This window comes from Govania unica (assembly GCF_027920805.1).
In the GTDB taxonomy this organism is placed as follows: domain Bacteria; phylum Pseudomonadota; class Alphaproteobacteria; order Sphingomonadales; family Govanellaceae; genus Govanella; species Govanella unica.
In genome coordinates this window covers 398,831-418,477 of the sequence record NZ_JANWOI010000001.1, presented here as the reverse complement: position 1 = coordinate 418,477, position 19,647 = coordinate 398,831, and the positions used below count along the sequence as shown (strand labels likewise).

Below are 19,647 nucleotides of genomic sequence, written 5' to 3'. Positions count from 1 at the left end.
CCGCCCTTTATGATTCGATAACATAACAGCCCCTCGTTATCAGGCAGCACGGGTCAATTGCAGGAAAATATCCTCAAGATCGCCCTGTTCGGTGGTCACATCGAGAATGCTGAACCCGGCCGCGCGCACGCTGTCCATGATGCCCCCGATCACGCCGCTCGATGGGGTGTAATGCACCGCCACATCACTGCCGCCGCGATAATCGAGCCGGAACCCGTCAAGCCCAAGCGGCCGCCCCACGGGGTCGCCATCCAGCCTCAGCACCACGACCTTTTCATCGATTCGCGACAATAGCTTGGCCGTCGGCTCGCAAGCCACCACCTCGCCATTGTTGATGATGGCGATGTCGTCACAGAGCTTTTCGGCTTCTTCAAGATAATGCGTGGTCAGCACGATAGTGACGCCAGCCCGGTTCAGCTCCCGCACATAGTCCCAAAGCTGCTGGCGGAGTTCGATATCGACCCCCGCCGTCGGTTCATCAAGCACCAGAATGGGCGGGCTGTGCACCATGGCCTTGGCCACAAGCAAACGCCGCTTCATGCCGCCAGACAGGGTGCGCGCATAGGCGTCGGCCTTATCGCTGAGCCGGACGGCGGCGAGAATTTCATCGGTGCGGCGTTCAGACTTCGGCACCCCGTAAAGCCCGGCCTGCAGTTCAAGCATCTCGCGCGGGGTGAAAAAAGCGTCGAAATAAAGTTCCTGCGGCACCACGCCGATGGCGGCCTTGGCATTGCGCGGATTCTCGTCAATATCAAAGCCCCAGACCCGCGCCGTGCCCCCGGTCTTGCGCACAAGCCCCGCCAGAATATTGATGCAGGTGGACTTCCCCGCCCCGTTCGGCCCGAGCAGCCCGAGCATAGCCCCCCGCCGCACGGTCAGATCGATGCCTTTCAGGGCCTGTTTCGGCTCTGAATCCTTGGTCCCGGCATAGGTTTTTTCGAGTCCCCGGATTTCGATCGCGTTTTCAGCGTTCATAGTTTGATCGGCAGCGGTCATGGTCCACGAGGCTCTTGTTGATTATGGAGGGACAATCGGTATCATCCGCGCAATGAGGCGGTCAATATGCAGTCTTGACCATCCCTGAGGGCAAGACCCGCCAAAAACGGACCGGCCCCGAATAAAGCAGCGGAAAAGGAAGCGGACATCATGATCCAGGAAGCCCCCGAAACAGTCCTTGTCAGCAGTCATGCGGTCTCCTGTGACGGTGGCGAAGGTGCGCTTGGACATCCGCGCGTCTATCTCAATCTCGGCAGCGACAACCGCGTCGAATGCCCCTATTGCGACCGCCTGTATCTGTTCGACGCCTCCGCCCCCAAAGCGGCTTAGGCGCGAGTTATGAGCGCCCAGGACCCCCGTCATCTCTATCTCGTCGATGGATCGAGCTTCATTTTCCGCGCCTATCACGGCCTGCCGCCCCTGACGCGGCCGGATGGAACGCCGGTCAATGCGGTCTATGGCTTTGCCACCATGCTCTATAAGCTCCTTGAAGACAGCAAGGAAGCCGACCGGCCAAGCCATTTCGCCGTCATCCTCGACAAGGGGTCGCAAACCTTCCGCAACGGGCTTTACCCCGACTATAAGGCGAATCGTAGCGCTCCGCCCGACGATCTCATCCCGCAGTTCCCCATCGTGCGCGAGGCGGTGCAGGCCTTCAACCTGCCGATGATCGAACTCGCCGGGTTCGAAGCCGACGACATTATCGCAACCTATGCCACCGAAGCCCGCAAACAGGGCTTTGACGTCACCATCGTCTCGTCCGACAAGGACCTGATGCAATTGATCGGCCCCGGCGTCTCCATGTTCGACAGCATGAAGAACAAGCGCCTCGGCCCCACCGACGTCTTTGAAAAATTCGGCGTGCCGCCTGAAAAAGTGGTTGATGTGCAGGCGCTTGCCGGCGACAGCGTGGACAATATCCCGGGCGTTCCCGGCATCGGCGTCAAAACCGCGGCGCAGCTCATCACCGAATATGGCAGCCTTGAGGAGCTTCTGGCCCGCGCGGGCGAGATCAAACAACCGAAACGCCGCGAATCATTGCTCGCCAACGCCGATCTCGCGCGCATCAGCCTGCAGCTGGTGACGCTCAAGACCAATATGACGGACATTCCGCCACTCGCCGAACTGGCTGTGCGCGAGATCGAGGCCGGCCCCTTGCTGGCGTTTCTCGACGCTCAGGGGTTCAAGGCGCTCAAAGCCAAATTCGCCACCCATCTGGGCTCAGGCGCCCATGACCATCCGTCGGAAGAAAACGGGGCCGTCCCAGCCGAAATCCGTTACGAAACCGTAACAGATCTGGCCATCCTTGATGACTGGATCGCCCGCGCTCAAAGCGCCGGGACGCTGTCCCTCCGCACCAAGACCACGACCCTCAACACCATGCGGTCCGAACTTGTCGGTATTTCTCTGGCCGTCGAGCCCGGACAGGCTTGTTACATCCCGGTCGGTCACAACAACGGCAGCGCCGGTGGTGGCTTTGATTTCGATGGCGCCAGCGCCCCGGTGCAATTATCCCGCGATACGGTTCTGGACCGGCTGCGCCCGCTGCTCACCGATCCGGGCGTGCTCAAGGTCGGGCAGAACATCAAAGATGATCTGCTGATCCTTGGCCAATATGATATCGAGATCAGCCCGCTCGATGACAGCATGCTCATATCCTATGTGCTGGAGGCAGGACTCCACGGCCATGGCCTGGACGAACTCGCGGCCCTCCATCTCAGCCATAAGTCCATCACCCTCAAGGAACTGCAGGGCAGCGGCCAGGCTCAGATTGCCTTCGACCGCGTGACGATCGATAAGGCCACCCAATATGCCTGTGAAGCGGCGGATATGACGCTCAGGCTCAACCGGCTGCTGAAACCGCGCTTGGCCAGCGAAAAGCTTGTGACCGTTTACGAGACTCTCGAACGGCCCATGCCCCATGTGCTAACCGAGATGGAGCGCGCCGGGATCAAGGTTGATGCCCATGTGCTCAACCGGCTGTCCAATGACTTCGCCACCCGCATGGCCGAATATGAAATCGAGATCGAGCGCCTGGCCGGTCGGCCCTTCAATGTGAATTCGCCCAAGCAGCTTGGCGATATTCTGTTCGATGAAATGAAATTGCCGGGCGGCAAAAAGGGCAAGACCGGCGCCTATACCACAAGCGCCGATGTGCTTGAGGAACTCGCCGACGCGGGCCACGACCTGCCCGCCCGCATTCTCGACTATCGTCAGATCGCCAAGCTGAAAAGCACCTATACGGATACCCTGCAGGCGGAAATCAACGCGAAAACGGATCGCATTCACACGTCCTATTCGCTCGCGTCGACGACTACCGGGCGCTTGTCATCGAACGATCCCAATCTGCAGAATATCCCGATCCGCACCGAGGAAGGCCGTAAAATCCGCCGCGCCTTCGTGGCTGAAAAGGGCCATAAGCTGATCGCCGCCGATTACAGCCAGATCGAACTGCGGCTGCTTGCCCATATCGCCGCCATTCCGCAATTGCAGGACGCCTTCGCCAAGGGGCTCGACATTCATGCCATGACCGCCTCCGAAGTCTTCGGCGTGCCGATCGAAGGCATGGACCCGGCGGTGCGCCGTCAGGCCAAAGCGATCAATTTCGGCATCATCTATGGCATTTCCGCCTTCGGCCTCGCCCGTCAGCTAGGCGTGCCGCAGCGTGAAGCGCAAACCTATATCGCCAATTATTTCGAACGCTTCCCCGGCATCCGCGACTATATGGACCGCACCAAGGCCTTCGCCCGCGACCATGGCTTTGTCACCACCCTGTTCGGGCGGCGCTGCCATATCCAGGCCCTGCGCGAGAAAGTCCCGGCCCAACGCGGCTTTGGCGAACGCGCGGCCATCAACGCCCCCATCCAGGGTTCGGCCGCCGACATCATCCGCCGCGCCATGATCCGCATGCCCGCAGCCCTGGACGAGGCCGGACTGAAGGCACGCATGCTGTTGCAGGTGCATGACGAACTGGTGTTCGAAGTGCCCGAAAATGAAATCGACGCCAGCATTCCCGTCATCCGCCAGGTGATGGAGAATGCCGCAAAACCGGTCATCGATTTGAGCGTGCCCCTCGTGGTCGATTGCGGCGTCGGGGATAACTGGGACGAAGCCCATTGATCCTGCGCCTCATGCAGATTGGCGATATGGAAATCGTTGGCCGCCTGTGCAACGACATTCATCGCGCCCATCCGGAACGTCCCGAGGTACTGCGCGAACGGCTCGCGTTATATCCATCCGGCTGTCTGGTGATTGAAACCAGCGCCGGGCAGATCGTCGGCTATGCCATCAGCCACCCCTCCGAATTCGGCAAACCACCCGCGCTAGACAGTTTTCTCGGCAGCCTGCCCGCGCAGCCGAGCACCTATTACATCCACGATGTGGCACTGCTGCCGGAGACCCGCGGTCAAGGCCATGCGGCCGCGATCCTGGACCACCTGACCAGCGAGGCGCGCAAAGCCGGATTACCCAATCTGTCACTCGTCGCCATCGCCGGCGCAGACAGATACTGGGCCCGGCAAGGATTCACCCCCTACAGCACGCCCGAGCTCGCCGAAAAGCTCAAAAGCTACGGCGAAGATGCCTGTTTCATGCAGCGGGTGGTTGATTGATTCTGTGCGGCTTCGTGTTTCGAGACGCTGCGCTCCTCAACACGAACGGGTAGGTTTTAGCGGCTGGTGTTGAGGCCCTAGTTCTCATAATTGTCATTGCCGGGCTTGACCCGGCAATCCACCGTAAAGCGGCATCATGGATTACCGGGTCAAGCCCGGTAATGACAATTAGGTCCGCTAAAACCATATCCGTTCGTGTTGAGGAGCGCAGCGTCTCGAAACACGAAGCCGCACCTTACCCACCCAAACACTCATCCAGCACCGACAGCAACTGATCCGCATTCTCCCGCGAAAACACAAGCGGCGGACGAATTTTCAGCACATTACCCTGCGGGCCCGCAGCACTCAACAGCACCCGTTTTGCGCGCATCTGATTGACGACAGCTGCCGCGCCGTCGCGCAATTCGACGCCGAGATAAAGTCCAGCCCCGCGAATATCTGTAATCGTCTCATGCTGACCAGCAAGAGACTGCAACCCCGCTTTCAGATAGGCTCCGACCTCAGCCGCGTTCTGCTGCAACTCTTCATCCGCCATCACATCAAGCACGGCGATCCCCACGGCCGAAGACACCGGATTGCCTCCGAATGTATTGAAATACCGCGTCTCCGCCCCAAACCTCGCACTCAGATCCGGCCGCATGGCAAGCCCGGCGAGCGGATGACCGTCACCCATGGGTTTGCCCATGCTGACCATGTCAGGCACAACACCGTGACGGGCAAAGCCCCACATATGACTGCCCGTGCGACCAAAGCCGGATTGCACCTCATCGGCGATATACAGTCCACCATTACGATGCGTGGTCTCAATTGCTGATTGCAACAACCCGACCGGGTCACTGAAGATGCCATCACTTGCAAATATGCTGTCGCAGAGAAAACCGGCGAAGCGAATTCCCGCCGCGCTTAAATCATCAATGGCCGCCTGAAGGTCCGAGGCAAACTCCGCCGACTTTCCGGGTGCCGCAATACTCCGCACATGCGCACCAAGCGGCAGCCCGAGCGACGGCGACATTTCGGCCAGCGCCGATGTCACGCCGTGATAGGCGTTCTCGGTCACGACAAACCCGGCACCGCCTGTGACCATGCGCGCGATGCGGAGCGCGAGATCATTGGCCTCGCTTCCCGTGCAGGTGAACATCATGGTCTGAAGCGCATCCGGCAAGGTCGCCAGCAACCGTTCCGCATAATCAAGAACAGTGTCATCCAGATAGCGCGTATGCGTATTGAGCCTTGCCGACTGCGCCGCAAGCGCCGCCACCACACGCGGATGACAATGACCGACCGAGGCCACATTGTTATAGGCGTCAAGATAAGCAGTGCCCGCCGCATCATAAAGCCAGACACCCGCGCCGCGCACCGGATGAAACGGCTCATCGTAAAACAACCGATAAGCGGGGCCGAGCAGACGGTGCCGCCGCTCTATCATCATCACGTTATCCATGATCCCTCACCTCAAGCGCCTTGAGTCGCAACCGCGCACGCGCATTGTTTCTGAGAATATAATCGCTGTTTTCAGGATAAAGCGCCGCCCGCCATTCGCTGATCGTCACGGTCATGGCCAACCGCGTCAGGATCAGATCCGGCAACAGATCCTGTTCCTCCGATGTGAGAGAAATACGCGCCTCATAACCCGCCACAACATCCCGGACCGGGGCCAACGCATCGCCATCCTCCCCCACATGATAGGACGCCGCCACCGCAAGATCAGCAACCCGCGCCGTGCGCAGCATGTCGCCGAAATCGAGGATGCCGACAATCTCACAACCAGCGTCATCGACCAGCAGATTATGGCTGTTGAAATCAGCATGAACGATGGCTGACGGAAGATCCCTCATGCGCGGCGCGATGCTGTCTTGAAAGCGCGCAAAAATCGCCGCAAGCCGGTCGCGCATGGCTTCATCGCGCACATAAGATAACAGCCCGCTGAGCCGTCCAGCCTGCCGCAGATCCCACAGCAAAGCACGGTCGGCAGCCGGAACGGAAAAATCCGCAAGCCCGAGCGTCACCCGGGCGAGTCTGTCGCCGACCTGCCGCCGAAGCGCCGTGCTCGCCGGAACCGACGCCAGCATATGGCCCGGCAGATAACTCACCATCCATGCAAGACGTGGCGGCGATCCCGCGCTTTCAAACATTGCAATATCGACCTGATCCCGTGCCGCCCGTACCCGCTGCACCGGCAAATCCGGGTCCCCTATTGCCAGATGCCGCAGTGCTGCAATCTGCATCTCGATCACGGCGCGATCCTCGGCCGGATTGGCGATTTTCAACAGATGATCCTGGCCGTCGCCGGAGATTAGGCGAAAATTCGCGTCGCGTTCCCCGCTCAAAAGCTCGGCCCGGCCCGTCACCCCAAAGGCACGCGCCGCGAAAGCCGCTGCTGCCGCCCTGTCCGGAGGCGGGCAAGCCGTGGTCAAAGCCGCATCGAAATCAAGCAATTCCTGATCCATTCCGCGACTATAAGCAAAACCACCGAAGCTCGGATAAGTTTTTTAATGCGCGAGATGAGAAACTATCATTTGAGACACGGATGCCGGTTTCGTATCACAAAATCAGGAAAATTAGGAGGCCCGCGACCAGCGAGAGGGCTCCAGGACTTTGAGTGGAAGGAGACCGATCCGATGACGCGCATGAGTGGGGCCATGGCTATCCTGCAATCCCTTATGGGGCACGGGGTTGATACGATCTTCGGCTTGCCCGGCGGTCAGCTCGATCATTTTTTCGACGCCATGTACAAGGAAGGCGACAAAGTCCGCTTTATCGGTACGCGCCACGAACAAGGCGCCGCCTATATGGCCTTCGGCTATGCCCGCTCCACCGGTCGCCCGAGCGTTTATACCGTGGTTCCGGGCCCGGGCCTGCTGAACACAACGGCTGCCATCTGCACCGCCTATGCCTGCAACAGCCCGGTCATGTGCCTGACCGGCCAGATCCCCTCGACATCGATCGGCAAGGGAATCGGCGAATTGCATGAACTGCCCGATCAGCTCGCCACCATGAAGACGCTGACAAAATGGGCTGCCCGCATCGACCATCCGGCCCAGGCGCCAGCGCTTGTGGCCGAAGCCTTCGCCCAGATGACCAATGGCCGTCAGCGCCCCGTCGAGCTTGAGATGGCCATGGATATCATGGGCATGGACAGCGACGTCACCGCCTTCGCACCCTATGCGCCAGCTCCTCTGCTGCCCGATCCGGACGCCATCCTTGAGGCCGTAAAGCTGATCGGCAAAGCCAAATATCCCATGATCTATGTGGGCGGCGGCGCCTTGGACGCGAGCCCCCAGGTTCAGCTTCTCGCCGAAATGCTTGGCGCGCCGGTGGTTTCGTTCCGCAGCGGCCGTGGCGTGGTCAGCGACGATCATCCGCTTGGCTTCACCCTGCCCGCCGGTCATCGCATCTGGCCAAAGGTTGATCTCGTGATCGGGATCGGCTCACGCATGGTCGAACCGCTGCTGCATTGGGGCACCGATAGCAATCTCAAAGTCCTGCGCATCGATACCGACCCGGTCGAGATCACCCGCTTCCATCGCCCCGACGTCGCCATTCTGTCAGATGCCACGCTGGCCCTCGCGGCCTTGCTGCCGGTGCTTGACAGAACATTGGGCAAGCCCGCCGACCGCGCGGACGAATTCGCGGCCGTCAAAGCCTCGGTTCTGGCCGACATCCAGAAAGTCCAGCCACAGATGAGTTATCTCAATGTGCTGCGCGAAGAACTGCCGCGCGATGGCATTTTCTGCGACGAGATCACCCAGTGCGGCTTCACCTCCTGGTATGGCTTCCCGGTTTATGAGCCGCGCCAGCATATCAATTGCAGCTATCAGGGCACGCTTGGCTATGGCTTTGCCACCGCCCTTGGCGTCAAGGTCGCGCATCCCGACAAGCCGGTGATTTCCATCGCCGGGGACGGCGGCTTCATGTTCACCATGCAGGAACTGGCCACCGCCGTTCAGTATAACATCGGCTTGAAGACCATCATCTTCAACAGCAACTCCTTCACCAATGTGCAGCGTCAGCAGCGCGAATGGTTCGGCAATCGCATCATCGGGTCCGATCTCCACAACCCCGATTTTGTCAAAATGGCTGAATCCTTTGGTGCCGCCGGTTATCGCGCCGAAACGCCCGAGGAATTGCGGGCGGTCATCCGCCGCGCGCTCGCCGAACCCGGCCCGGCCATTATCGAAGTTCCCGTTCCGAACACCATGGCGACGCCGTGGGAGTTCATAATGATGCCGCAAAACCGCGGAGTGACAGCATGACCGTAACAAGCCCGCGCCCGCAACCCGGTGTCCTTAAAATTGCGCCCTATAAACAGGGCCAAAGCACCATTGATGGCATTGCCAATCCGATCAAGCTGTCGTCGAATGAATCTCCGCTTGGCCCAAGCCCCAAAGCCATCGCCGCTTATGACGATGCCGTAAAGCGCCTGTTCCGCTATCCGGACGGCAGCCAGACCGATCTGCGCGAAGCCATCGCCGATGTGTTCGGGCTTGACCCTGCGCGCATCATTTGCGGCAACGGGTCCGACGAAGTGATCCAGCTCGTGATCCGCGCCTATGTGGGTGTGGGCGACGAGGTGATCCTGAGCCAATATGCCTTTGCCATGTGCCGCGTCCATGCCCTCGCCCAAGGGGCCGAGGTGATCACCGCGCCCGAGCCGGATTGCCGGGTCAATGTGGACGAAATTCTCGCCCGCGTGACGCCGAAAACGCGCCTGATCGCCTTTGCCAGCCCGAACAACCCCTGCGGCACCTATCTGGCGAAAGCTGACCTGAAGCGCCTCCATGAGGCCCTGCCGCCGCATGTCATTCTGCTCGTTGACGCAGCCTATGCGGATTATGTGGTGAAGCCTGACTATTCAGATGGATTGGGCCTTGCTGCCAAATCTTCGAATATCATTGTCACGCATACGTTTTCCAAACTTTATGGGCTGTCGGCGCTGCGCATCGGCTGGGGCTATGCCGCCCCTGAGATGATCGAGCTGATGAACCGCATCCGCACGCCATTCAACACCAATGATCCGGCACTGGCCGCCGCCGCCGCCGCCGTGCGCGATCAGGATTATGCCGCCATGGTGCGCGCGCATAACAACGACTGGCTCGCCAGAATGACGACCGAACTTGAAGCGCTTGACCTTGACGTCGTGCCGAGTGTCGCCAATTTCCTGTTGATACAATTTCCCAGCGAAGAGAAATCAGCGGAACGGGCGTGGGAATTCCTGCTGTCCCGGGGTATCATTCCGCGTCCGGTCAATGCCGGTGGCCCCGACAATTGCCTGCGCGTGACCATTGGTCTCGCTCATGAGAACGAAGCCTTCCTCGCCGCCATGCGGGATTTCATGAAATAAGGCCCAATCTATGACCGATACGCTCCGCCCCCTTGACGAACGCACGCGCCGTTTCATCGCCACACCCCGCCCCATGTTGATCGGCGGCGACTGGGTGATGGCAGAAGACGGTCAGATGACCGCGTCCGTCAATCCGTCGGACGGCCAGGTCTTTGCCCAGGTCGCCTCCGGCAGCGAAGCCGAGGCTGACGCCGCCGTTGCCGCCGCCCGTCACGCCTTTGACAAACGTCTCTGGACCGGACTTACGCCCGGAGAACGTGCGCGCATTCTGTGGCGGGTCGGCGATCTCATCACCGAGCATGCCGATGTGCTGGCCGAACTCGAAAGCCTTGATGGCGGCAAGCCGTTTGCTGCCGCCCGTCATGGCGACGTCTATATCGCCGCCGAAGCCTTCCGCTATCACGCCGGATGGTGCACCAAGCTTGATGGCAAGACGGCGGAAATTTCCGTTCCCGGTCAAAAATTTCATGCCTATACGAAGCCTGAACCTTTGGGCGTTGCCGCACTGATCGTGCCATGGAACGGGCCCATCGCCATGGCCGCCTGGAAGCTCGCGCCCGCCCTCGCCGCGGGCTGTTCGGCGATTGTCAAACCGGCGGATCAGACCTCCCTATCAACGCTTTATATGGGTGAACTCCTGATCGAGGCAGGCGTTCCCGCCGGTGTCGTCAATATCATCACCGGCCGTGGCCGCGTGATCGGCGCGCGTCTCGCCGCCCACCCGAAAGTCGACAAGATTTCCTTCACCGGCTCCACCGCCACAGGACGTCAGATTCTGGCCGGTGCCGCCAGCAATTTCAAAAAAGTGACTCTGGAGCTTGGCGGAAAGTCACCGGCCATCGTCTTCGCCGACGCCGATATCGACGCCGCCGCCCAGGGCATTGCCGAAGGTATTTTCTCAAACGCCGGTCAGGTCTGCGTCGCCAGTTCCCGCCTTTACGTCGAACGTAAAGTCTATGATCGCGTGATCGAGGCCATCGCAGCTAAGGCGACCGCACTCAACATCGGACATGCCCTTGCAGCCGGAACCAATTTGGGGCCGCTGATCTCCGGCGATCACCGCGCCAATGTGCACAAGCTTGTGGAAAGCGGACGCGCCGAAGGCGCCCGTGTGGTCACCGGCGGCACCGCAGTCGATGGCGACGGCTTTTTCTACGCGCCGACAATTCTCGCCGACGTGCGTCAGGATATGACGGTGGTGCAGGAAGAAATATTCGGCCCGGTCCTGTCCGCCATGCCCTTTGATGACATGGACGAAGTGCTGAGCCTTGCGAACGACAGCGACTATGGTCTGGCGGGCAGCGTCTGGACCCGTGATCTCACCACCGCGCATCGCGTCGCTAACGAGGTCAGGGCCGGATTATTCTGGGTCAATTGCCATGGACTGCCGGACCTGTCCATGCCGTTCGGCGGCTACAAACAATCCGGTTGGGGCCGCGAACATGGCCGTGAAGCCATCGACGGCTTCATGGAAATCAAATCGGTGATGATGAAGCTCTGATCAGCTGTTTCTGATCACCGGCTTTCGCCTGCGAGCTGCTCGAGATCAGCCTGCGTAATTGCAGCTTCTTCGAGCAGCCAGCCGCGAAAAGCGACGATGCTCGGTTCCTTGGCCGCCGTGCGTGAGCAGACGAAGTAATAAGAAAAATCCGACGGCAAGCTCAGAGCAAAGGGCTTCACCAGCTGGCCGCGCTTGATCGCATCGATCACCAGTGCCCCGCGCCCAAGCGCCACGCCATCGCCATTGATGGCCGCCTGGGTCACCAGATAAGAATGATTGAAGCCGGGACCACGGCTTGAATCGACGTCCATCACTCCCTCTTCCTCAAGCCAGATTCGCCAGTCCATGATCATCACATCATGAAGCAAGGTGTGATGACGCAAATCGCTCAGTTCCACCAGCGGATGTTCGCCATCCCTGATGGCTGGCGTGCAGACCGGAAAAATATCCTCGTTCAGAAAATGCGTGACCGCAAGCCCCGGCCAGTTGCCGTCGCCGTAACGCAAATCCACATCCACATCGCCATTCATCAGTGAATCTTTTTCGCGATCGACCGAAATAATGCGCACATCGATATCGGGAAAGCGCTCGCGGAACCGGGCGAGACGTGGCAACAGCCACATGGAGGCAAAGGAATCGAGCGTCGAGATGGACAGCACGCGTTTGGCCGACCCGGTCATCACCAGCGCCGTGGCATCGGCCAGCATATCGAACGCTTCGGTCAGCAGTGGCAGATAAATCCTGCCGGCTTCTGTCAGACTGAGGCCGCGATTGAGACGCTGAAACAAAGGCGCACCAACCCATTCCTCAAGCGCCTTGACCTGATGGCTGATAGCCGCCTGCGTCACATGCAGATGATCGGCCGCCTTGGTAAAGCTCATAAAGCGTGCAGCAGATTCAAAAGCACGGAGAGCATTCAAGGGGGGGAGGCGTCGCGACATAAACCAAAGCCTCGTGTAATTAGAAAAACTAATTGATGATATGATAAAGTCTCGATTGTCCACAAGCGTAGTTTTCCCATACTTCAAAATTGGATCAGTCGGTTTCCGCGCGATTTGTCATGCGCGGAATTTGGGAGCAAAGAACCATGAAAATTACGGACGCCAAGGTCATCGTGACATGTCCAGGCCGCAATTTCGTCACTCTGAAAATCTATACGGATCAAGGCGTCACCGGCATCGGTGATGCGACCTTGAATGGCCGCGAGCTGTCGGTGGTGTCATACCTGACCGATCATGTGATCCCCTGCCTCATCGGCCGCGATCCGCGTCAGATCGAGGATATCTGGCAGTATCTCTATCGCGGTTGTTACTGGCGGCGTGGCCCGGTCACCATGTCGGCCATCGCCGCAGTCGACACCGCCCTTTGGGATATCAAGGCCAAGATGGCCAATATGCCGCTGTATCAATTGCTCGGCGGCAAAAGCCGCGAGGGCGTGATGGTCTATGGCCACGCGAACGGCACCGATCTATCGGAAACCGTCGAGGAAGTCGGCCGCTATATCGACATGGGCTACAAAGCCATCCGCGCCCAGTCCGGTGTACCGGGCATGGCCTCGACCTATGGCGTGTCGAACGACAAGATGTATTACGAACCGGCCGATGGAAATCTGCCGACGGAAAACGTCTGGTCGACCACAAAATATCTCGACTACACGCCAACACTGTTCGCAAAACTGCGGGAGACCTATGGCTTTGATCCGCATCTCATGCATGACGTGCATCATCGCCTGACCCCGATCGAAGCTGCCCGTCTCGGCAAGTCGCTTGAGCCCTATCGCCTGTTCTGGATGGAAGATTCGACCCCGGCTGAAAATCAGGCCAATTTCCGCCTGATCCGTCAGCATACGGTGACGCCGCTCGCCGTCGGTGAAATCTTCAACAGCATCTGGGACTGCAAACAGCTCATTGAAGAACAACTGATCGATTACATCCGCGCCACCGTAGTCCATGCGGGCGGCATCACCCATCTGCGCCGCATTGCCGATTTCGCCGCCCTCCATAACGTGCGCACCGGCTGCCATGGCGCAACCGATCTGTCACCGGTCTGCATGGGCGCATCGCTCCATTTCAATATGTGGGTTCCGAATTTCGGGGTGCAGGAATATATGCGCCACACGCCGGAAACCGACGCTGTGTTTCCGCATGATTACCGCTTTGAAAATGGCAATCTCATTCCGGGTGACACGCCTGGCCATGGCGTCGACATTGATGAAAAGCTTGCGGAAAAATATCCCTATCAGCGGGCTTACCTGCCGGTCAACCGGCTTGAGGACGGCACCCTCTGGCACTGGTAGTCAAAATAAAAAAGGCCCGCATCACGCGGGCCTTTTTCTTTCTCAGCGTTTCACCCGTCCCGGGTCATGGCCATGCATGACCGCTTTCACTTCCGGAATGGTCACAAGATTCACATCACCGGGAATGCTGTGCTTCAAAGCGTCCGCCGACAAAGCAAACGCAAGCCGCTCCAGAATGGACCGCCCACAAAAGGTGCCATGCAGATATCCGGCAACGAAGGCATCGCCTGCACCGATCCGATCAACAATATCCCGCAACACCAGCGGTTCTGTCACCAGAAGATCGGTTCCATCATAAGCCGCGGCCCAGATGCTTTGATCGTCAGCGCTCCGGGCTTCCCGGAAGGTCGCAACCACGACCGCAAGACGCGGATGCCGCGCCATGAGTTGCTGTGCCACAGTACGAAACTGCTCAAGCGCCGTGCCTTCAGGCGGCGGCGCGATATCAAGACAGGCAACGGCATCGTCAACGCCCGCAAACAGAACCGTCACATGATCCAGCAACGGCACCATAACCGAAGCCGCATCGCGCCCGGCGCGATCCCAAAGATGTTTGCGGTAATTGAGATCAAGTGAAACGGGGATATTCTTGTCTGCTGCCTGCGCCATGCTTTCCGTCATGGCCTTGGCAGAACTTGCACTGACGGCAGCGCTGATGCCCGTCACATGAAACCAGTCCGCACCATCGAGCACCCCGCTCCAGCTATAAACACCCGCTGCCGCTGTCGCAAAAGCACTGCCCTCACGATCATAAATCACCTGCGCGCCACGCAGGTTCGACCCGGCTTCATAATAATAAAGCCCCATGCGGCCCGGCGCCGCCACCACGAAACCGGGCGCGATGCCATGGCGTTGCAATTCGGTCCGCGCTGCCGCCCCGATCGACTGCGCGGGCAACGCCGTCACAAGCCGCGTGTCATAGCCAAAGTGACTGAGCGACGCGAGCACATTGAATTCAGCACCGCCAAATGTCGCCTCCAACTGCGGCGACTGAAAAAAGCGCTCGGCACCGGGCGACTTCAGGCGCAACAGCATTTCGCCAAAGCCTACGATCACCGTCATATGGCATCCCCCTTCACCAAAGCAACGGCAGCGGCTGCCGTTGCCCGAATATCATCATAGCGCCCCGCATCGATCCAGTCCGTCGGCGCAATCCAGCTGCCACCACAGGCAACCACCGACCGCAGGTCCAGAAAATTGCGCAAATTTTGGGGGCTGATGCCGCCCGTGGGCATAAAGCGCATCATGCCATAAGGGGCCGACACCGCTTTCAGATAATCCGCGCCGCCGATAGCCCCGGCCGGGAACAATTTGACGAAGGTGACATCATGGGAAATCGCTTCCTCGATATCGGTCGGCGTCAACACACCCGGAATGAAGGGAATGCCATGTTCCCGCGCATACAAAACAGTTCTGATATTAAATCCTGGCGAGACCAGAAACTGCGCCCCGGCAGAGATCGCCGTTTTCGCTTGCTCCACTGTCAGGATCGTCCCCGCACCAACCAAAAGATCCGGCACGGAAAGACGAAGACGTTCAATGGACCGTGCCGCCGCCGCCGTGCGGAACGTCACCTCAAGAAGCGGGAGGCCGCCCGCCTGGACGGCCTCCCCAAGTGGAACGGCTTGGGAATCGTCGGATATGGCAACAACCGGCAGAATACCGTAGCTGCCTAAAGTTGCTTCAAGATCCGTCAACGATAATTTTGTCATGGCTCACGCCCAGGGGTTGTTGAGGTCAGAGTTATCATGATCCGCAACAGCTTCCTCGCCCCCCTTGCGGGCACGCCACCAGTAAAGCGGGAACAAAAGCAAAAAACCCACCGCAGACCGGCTTCCGAAGATCGCGCGCAACAGCGTGAGCGCATCCTGCGGCTTGATATAGACAGTTGTCGGAATGCCTTTGCCTTCAGCGCTTTTGACAACAAGCATGTTGCCTTCGCGCGTGATGCTGCCGACTTCCACATCAAGATCCGCCAGTGGGCTGATCACTTTCATTCCCATGACCCTTACTTAGTTGCCTTTGAGCGTACCGAGCTTTTGCGCACGGAGGATCCGCTGCTCATGCAGTTCCGGCATGTCTTCCACTGTCATGCCCGCAGGCGGCGTGAACTGGCCACGGCCATAAAGATCGCGGAACACTTCCTTGACCGGCCCCATTTTGTCGGCGAGGCTGCGCGGCGGACGACCTGACGGGAACTGGTTCGCCGGATAGATCGGGCTGTCATAAATCTGACGGAAGCCTTCGGTCCGGAGATCAACCCAGGTGTTGTGATTGCAGCGCGAACGGTGTTCCCGCAGCGATTCAATATCGATGGTGGCGGCAATCACCTGTTCTTCCGGATAAGGCGCATGACGCATCATCATGCCGGTGTAATCGATGGCAAACGACCCACCCGGGCAGAACGCGCGCGGATAATAAGCATAATCCACCGTGCCCCAGTTCGACCCAAGCACATAGCACATATTGTCATGGGCACGGGTGCGGCGGGTGAAGGTCCAGAAATCCCACGGCTGCGACACCCCTTCGACTTCCTGCAGAGCAACCGGATGACAGATCACCTCGGCCCCATTATAGCCAAGCGCGCGCGACACTTCCGGCGTGCAGCCGTCATGACAGGTCATGGTGCCAAGCTTGCCGATTTCCGTATCGATGACCGGGAACAGATCCTTGATATCGCCGCCGAACACCGCCTTATATTCATCGAAAATATCATGCGGGCTGGTGCCGAGACCGATTGAGGCCGGGATGTGCCATTTGTGATACCGCAGCACCACATCGCCCGACGGGCCGATGATGAACGCGGTGTTGAACCAGCGATCCGGAAATTCCGGAACCTGTTCGATCACGCCGCCGCCAGCGATATAAAGATTATATTCCTTGGCCTTTTGCCCAAGCGCCTTCATTTCCGGACCATCGATGGTGATGGCTTTTTTCATGAAGCTGTCGATGCCATGTTCGCCCTTGCCCGGCGTCGTCACACCTTGCAGGAAATATTCCGGCAGCACCACAAGCCGCGCCGGAAGTTCCCAGTAATAACCGACCCCGAAGTCGATCATGTTGCAGACACGATCCAGGTTCTTTTTGATGTCGGCGCGGTCTTCAGCAACCTGCACATGCGGTTGAATGATCAGGGCCGTATATTTATCGATTCTTTTTGTCATGAGCTTTGTCTTTCCTAAAGTCCGCGTTAGATCGTCTGCTTTTTCATGCCGAAATCTTCCAGCATCACATTGGCCGTAATGGTTCCCATGGCCGAAATGCCGCCGCCCGGATGGCAATGCGGACCGGTCATGTAAAGACCCTTGATCGGCGACCGGTAATGGGCATAACCGGGGAACGGACGGAAATACCCAAGCTGAGCCTGAATACGCTCGCCGCCGCCGGTGGTGCCGTCCACAAAGGACGGATTGGCCGCCTCAAGTGTCTCACGGGTTTCGATATAGGTCCCGAGAATGGTATCGCTGTTGATGTTCGGCGCATATTGCTGAAGCTTTTTGAGCAATACATTCTGCGCGTAATCCTCGCGAATGTCGGCCCAGGTCTGCCCATCCGCAAGCCAGTTCGACACGAAGGTGTCAAAGATCAACGTATGCTGTCCAGCCGGCGCGCGGGTCGGGTCCATCACCGTCCAGCAGGCGCTCCACAGGAACGGATCCGACGGCGGAATGCCCTGCGCGATTTCAGCATATTGCTTGATCATCTGCGGCATGCTGTCGACGATGCGATGAAACGGACAGGCGCTCATGATGGCGCCATTGGTGAATTTCGGCGCTTCGGTCAAGGCGAGATGCACGCGTGCTATGCTGATTTTGCCGAAGGAATAGCGTTCAACCGTATCGACGAACTCGTCCTTCAAGGCTTCGCGCGGGGTCAGTTTCAGGAACGACTGCTTCGGGTCAAGCGAGGTCACAACCGCGCGCCGCGACCGTATTTCACGGCCGTCTTCCAGCAGGACACCCTTGGCCGCACCGCCTTCAATGATAAACGACTTGATCGGCGCACTGGTCAGCACCTGGCCGCCGTTCGCTTCGATATAACGCGCCATGGACTCCGGCAGCATCTGGCTGCCGCCTTCGGGGATGGCCTGACCATAGACATGAACGGCCGGGATCATGATATAGAACGACTGTCCCGCCCCTTCCTGTTCGGGCAGGATCTGCGGCGCCATGGCCCAGTTGAGCATGACCGATTTGACAAAATCATTCTCGAAATTTTCTTCGACCCAGGCCCGTGCGCTCAACGAAAATTCGCGGAGGCGTTTCAGGCCTTGCGGGCTTTTCTCCATGGCCTGCGCCATGGTGCTTGGCGGCGACGGCGGCGAGAAAAAGGCTTTGATGAAACCATCGCGGATCAAGGCAAAATCGTCATAGACCTGACGATAGCGTTTAGCATCCTTTGCCGAATATTGCGCGATACTCTCGACCGTCTTGTCGATGCTTTTATAAATGACGATACCCGGCCCGCCGTTTTTATCCGGATGGCCGGTGATTTCTTCCGTCGAATGAATATATTTCAGGCCGTGCTTTTCAAGTTCCGGCTGGATTTTCTTGAAATCGGCATTGGCCTGAATCCACACATGGGACGAGCCGAACAGATCATGTTTGAAACCCGGAATCGTCACTTCCCGCGTTACGGCGCCGCCACCCACCCAGGGGTTCCGCTCCACCACGCAGACCTTAAGGCCGGAATATGTGAGCAAGCTCGCACAGGCCAACGCATTGACCCCACCACCCGCAACAACGACATCGAAATCCGACATGCAACTATCCTGTCTCTCTGGCTTCAATTGGAAATTTTTAAATAGTGGCGCAAGAAATCAACGGTCTTGCGCCGGGCAAGCACCGATTCCGGAAGGCCCGGTTTGATTTCCTGAAACGTATGAAACATGCCTTCATAGACATCCAGTTTCGCGGTTGCCCCGGCCGTATCAATCGCCTGATAAAGCCGCACGGACGTGCTCAACAACATTTCCCGTGTGCCAACCTGAATGAGCGTAGGGGGATATCCCCGGCTATAATCTCCATAAACCGGAGAAAGATAAGGTTTCTTGCGCTCCGCCGCCGGGGCGACGACATCCATCATGCTGTCGATATTCTTATCGGAGAAGGCGAGCTCAACCTTGCTTAAGCTTGTCATGGTCTCCCCGCGTCCGGTCAAGTCCCCGGCCGGTGACCACAGCACAAGCGCACCCACCATTCCAAGCCCGTCATCGATCATCTTGAGCGCAGTACCCGAGGCAAGGCCGCCACCCGCGGACGCACCGACCATCGCAATATGGTCGCGCTGATAGCCCTCGGCCTCAAGGCCTTTGATGACGGCAATAATCTCGTCCAGCATTTTTCCGTATGGGGCAAAAGGAGCTGTGGTGTAATCGACCGAAATCACCCGCAACCCGCTATCATGTGCGAGAGGCACGGAGGCGCCCAAAGAACTCGCCGCCGATCCGAGAACATATCCGCCGCCATGGATGAAAACGATCACCCGATCGTTGGCGGCCCCGTTCCCGGTCCAGCCCTTAGGTTTGATATCGAGGACCGGAACGCCATTGTAGCTGGCCGATGTGATTGTCGGCTGATACTGCTGGCGGATTGCCGCCATGCTGGCTTTCGAATGATCCTCGTTCGCCGCGCGGAATTTGCGCCAGCCTTCAAGATCCGTGGCCGCCGGTCCCCCGGGATAGGTAGCCGGATCCGGCAATCCCCGGATAAAGTCCTGAGCTTCCGGCGAGATCGTATCAGGGACCATCGGCTTAAAAACCGGTTGCGCCGCAATGCATTCCGTCGCCGACACAGCCAGAAGCCCGAGAACCATGATGGCTCTGCCTGACATTTGGAACAAACCGCTTTTGGACAATAGCTTCATGATCTCAAATTCCTAAAATGACCCTCCGGATTTCGAA

The 19,647-nt window shown here is 58.8% G+C and carries 17 protein-coding genes; 7 read left to right on the top strand and 10 right to left on the bottom strand.

The window, feature by feature from the left end; all coding sequences use genetic code 11:
- Positions 1-39: 39 nt before the first annotated feature.
- On the bottom strand, positions 40-975 hold the full coding sequence (locus NYP16_RS01845; protein ID WP_429913138.1) for an ABC transporter ATP-binding protein: 936 nt from the start codon (positions 973-975) through the stop codon (positions 40-42).
- 171 nt (positions 976-1,146) lie between these two features.
- Here NYP16_RS01845 and NYP16_RS01840 point away from each other — a divergent pair, with 171 nt between their 5' ends.
- The 3 genes from NYP16_RS01840 to NYP16_RS01830 are packed head-to-tail and all read left to right on the top strand — an operon-like array spanning position 1,147 to position 4,607.
- Positions 1,147-1,326, top strand: a complete 180-nt coding sequence (locus tag NYP16_RS01840) for a zinc-finger domain-containing protein (protein WP_274942404.1) — start codon at positions 1,147-1,149, stop codon at positions 1,324-1,326.
- Between the two features lie 9 nt (positions 1,327-1,335).
- Entirely contained in the window at positions 1,336-4,116 is a 2,781-nt protein-coding gene (gene polA / locus NYP16_RS01835; RefSeq protein ID WP_274942403.1) for a DNA polymerase I, read from the top strand.
- A complete protein-coding gene (locus NYP16_RS01830) occupies positions 4,113-4,607 on the top strand; it encodes a GNAT family N-acetyltransferase (RefSeq protein WP_274942402.1) in 495 nt (164 codons plus the stop codon). The genes polA and NYP16_RS01830 overlap by 4 nt, the downstream gene beginning before the upstream one ends.
- A gap of 235 nt (positions 4,608-4,842) precedes the next feature.
- On the opposite strand, the gene NYP16_RS01825 is transcribed toward NYP16_RS01830, so the two are convergent.
- The gene (locus NYP16_RS01825; RefSeq protein ID WP_274942401.1) at positions 4,843-6,036 is read right to left on the bottom strand and encodes an aspartate aminotransferase family protein; all 1,194 of its coding nucleotides are present in this window, start codon (positions 6,034-6,036) and stop codon (positions 4,843-4,845) included.
- Between the two features lie 4 nt (positions 6,037-6,040).
- Entirely contained in the window at positions 6,041-7,042 is a 1,002-nt protein-coding gene (locus NYP16_RS01820; protein WP_274942400.1) for a phosphotransferase, read from the bottom strand.
- A 183-nt stretch (positions 7,043-7,225) separates the two neighbouring features.
- Here NYP16_RS01820 and NYP16_RS01815 point away from each other — a divergent pair, with 183 nt between their 5' ends.
- From NYP16_RS01815 to NYP16_RS01805, 3 genes are read left to right on the top strand one after another with little or no spacing between them, the layout of a single operon-like run.
- Positions 7,226-8,860, top strand: coding sequence for a thiamine pyrophosphate-dependent enzyme (locus NYP16_RS01815; protein ID WP_274942399.1), 1,635 nt, complete (start codon positions 7,226-7,228; stop codon positions 8,858-8,860).
- Complete coding sequence (gene hisC / locus NYP16_RS01810; protein ID WP_274942398.1) at positions 8,857-9,948, top strand: histidinol-phosphate transaminase; 1,092 nt, start codon at positions 8,857-8,859, stop codon at positions 9,946-9,948. The genes NYP16_RS01815 and hisC overlap by 4 nt, the downstream gene beginning before the upstream one ends.
- Before the next feature lie 10 nt (positions 9,949-9,958).
- Positions 9,959-11,449 carry an aldehyde dehydrogenase family protein gene (locus tag NYP16_RS01805; RefSeq protein ID WP_274942397.1) on the top strand — a complete coding sequence of 497 codons (1,491 nt, stop codon included), beginning with the start codon at positions 9,959-9,961 and terminating at the stop codon, positions 11,447-11,449.
- A gap of 14 nt (positions 11,450-11,463) precedes the next feature.
- Here the strand turns inward: NYP16_RS01805 and NYP16_RS01800 are convergent, their stop codons facing one another.
- Positions 11,464-12,390, bottom strand: coding sequence for a transcriptional regulator GcvA (locus tag NYP16_RS01800; protein WP_274942396.1), 927 nt, complete (start codon positions 12,388-12,390; stop codon positions 11,464-11,466).
- A gap of 146 nt (positions 12,391-12,536) precedes the next feature.
- On the opposite strand from NYP16_RS01800, the gene manD reads away from it, so the two are divergent.
- Positions 12,537-13,745 (top strand): D-mannonate dehydratase ManD, encoded by a 1,209-nt coding sequence (gene manD, locus NYP16_RS01795; protein WP_274942395.1) that lies wholly within the window; start codon positions 12,537-12,539, stop codon positions 13,743-13,745.
- A 42-nt stretch (positions 13,746-13,787) separates the two neighbouring features.
- Here manD and NYP16_RS01790 read toward each other — a convergent pair whose 3' ends face one another.
- From NYP16_RS01790 to NYP16_RS01765, 6 genes are read right to left on the bottom strand one after another with little or no spacing between them, the layout of a single operon-like run.
- Entirely contained in the window at positions 13,788-14,807 is a 1,020-nt protein-coding gene (locus NYP16_RS01790; RefSeq protein ID WP_274942394.1) for a sugar kinase, read from the bottom strand.
- A complete protein-coding gene (gene eda / locus NYP16_RS01785) occupies positions 14,804-15,457 on the bottom strand; it encodes a bifunctional 4-hydroxy-2-oxoglutarate aldolase/2-dehydro-3-deoxy-phosphogluconate aldolase (protein ID WP_274942393.1) in 654 nt (217 codons plus the stop codon). Before eda ends, NYP16_RS01790 begins: the two co-directional genes overlap by 4 nt.
- Before the next feature lie 3 nt (positions 15,458-15,460).
- Positions 15,461-15,742: a hypothetical protein gene (locus tag NYP16_RS01780; protein ID WP_274942392.1), complete on the bottom strand. Its 282-nt coding sequence runs from the start codon at positions 15,740-15,742 to the stop codon at positions 15,461-15,463.
- A gap of 15 nt (positions 15,743-15,757) precedes the next feature.
- Positions 15,758-16,909: a nitrilase-related carbon-nitrogen hydrolase gene (locus tag NYP16_RS01775; protein WP_274942391.1), complete on the bottom strand. Its 1,152-nt coding sequence runs from the start codon at positions 16,907-16,909 to the stop codon at positions 15,758-15,760.
- A gap of 26 nt (positions 16,910-16,935) precedes the next feature.
- Positions 16,936-18,507: a phytoene desaturase family protein gene (locus NYP16_RS01770; RefSeq protein ID WP_274942390.1), complete on the bottom strand. Its 1,572-nt coding sequence runs from the start codon at positions 18,505-18,507 to the stop codon at positions 16,936-16,938.
- 23 nt (positions 18,508-18,530) lie between these two features.
- Complete coding sequence (locus NYP16_RS01765) at positions 18,531-19,559, bottom strand: alpha/beta hydrolase (RefSeq protein ID WP_274942389.1); 1,029 nt, start codon at positions 19,557-19,559, stop codon at positions 18,531-18,533.
- Positions 19,560-19,647 lie beyond the last annotated feature (88 nt).

What these genes read in the sequence shown, in the direction of transcription:
- NYP16_RS01770 (WP_274942390.1), bottom strand. Translation starts at nt 18,507, where the DNA reads ATGTCGGATTTCGATGTCGTTGTTGCGGGTGGTGGGGTCAATGCGTTG.
- polA (WP_274942403.1), top strand. Translation starts at nt 1,336, where the DNA reads ATGAGCGCCCAGGACCCCCGTCATCTCTATCTCGTCGATGGATCGAGC.
- NYP16_RS01765 (WP_274942389.1), bottom strand. Translation starts at nt 19,559, where the DNA reads ATGGTTCTCGGGCTTCTGGCTGTGTCGGCGACGGAATGCATTGCGGCG.
- NYP16_RS01805 (WP_274942397.1), top strand. Translation starts at nt 9,959, where the DNA reads ATGACCGATACGCTCCGCCCCCTTGACGAACGCACGCGCCGTTTCATC.
- hisC (WP_274942398.1), top strand. Translation starts at nt 8,857, where the DNA reads ATGACCGTAACAAGCCCGCGCCCGCAACCCGGTGTCCTTAAAATTGCG.
- NYP16_RS01825 (WP_274942401.1), bottom strand. Translation starts at nt 6,036, where the DNA reads ATGATGATAGAGCGGCGGCACCGTCTGCTCGGCCCCGCTTATCGGTTG.
- NYP16_RS01845 (WP_429913138.1), bottom strand. Translation starts at nt 975, where the DNA reads ATGAACGCTGAAAACGCGATCGAAATCCGGGGACTCGAAAAAACCTAT.
- eda (WP_274942393.1), bottom strand. Translation starts at nt 15,457, where the DNA reads ATGACAAAATTATCGTTGACGGATCTTGAAGCAACTTTAGGCAGCTAC.
- NYP16_RS01800 (WP_274942396.1), bottom strand. Translation starts at nt 12,390, where the DNA reads ATGTCGCGACGCCTCCCCCCCTTGAATGCTCTCCGTGCTTTTGAATCT.
- NYP16_RS01815 (WP_274942399.1), top strand. Translation starts at nt 7,226, where the DNA reads ATGACGCGCATGAGTGGGGCCATGGCTATCCTGCAATCCCTTATGGGG.
- NYP16_RS01780 (WP_274942392.1), bottom strand. Translation starts at nt 15,742, where the DNA reads ATGAAAGTGATCAGCCCACTGGCGGATCTTGATGTGGAAGTCGGCAGC.
- NYP16_RS01790 (WP_274942394.1), bottom strand. Translation starts at nt 14,807, where the DNA reads ATGACGGTGATCGTAGGCTTTGGCGAAATGCTGTTGCGCCTGAAGTCG.
- NYP16_RS01775 (WP_274942391.1), bottom strand. Translation starts at nt 16,909, where the DNA reads ATGACAAAAAGAATCGATAAATATACGGCCCTGATCATTCAACCGCAT.
- manD (WP_274942395.1), top strand. Translation starts at nt 12,537, where the DNA reads ATGAAAATTACGGACGCCAAGGTCATCGTGACATGTCCAGGCCGCAAT.
- NYP16_RS01840 (WP_274942404.1), top strand. Translation starts at nt 1,147, where the DNA reads ATGATCCAGGAAGCCCCCGAAACAGTCCTTGTCAGCAGTCATGCGGTC.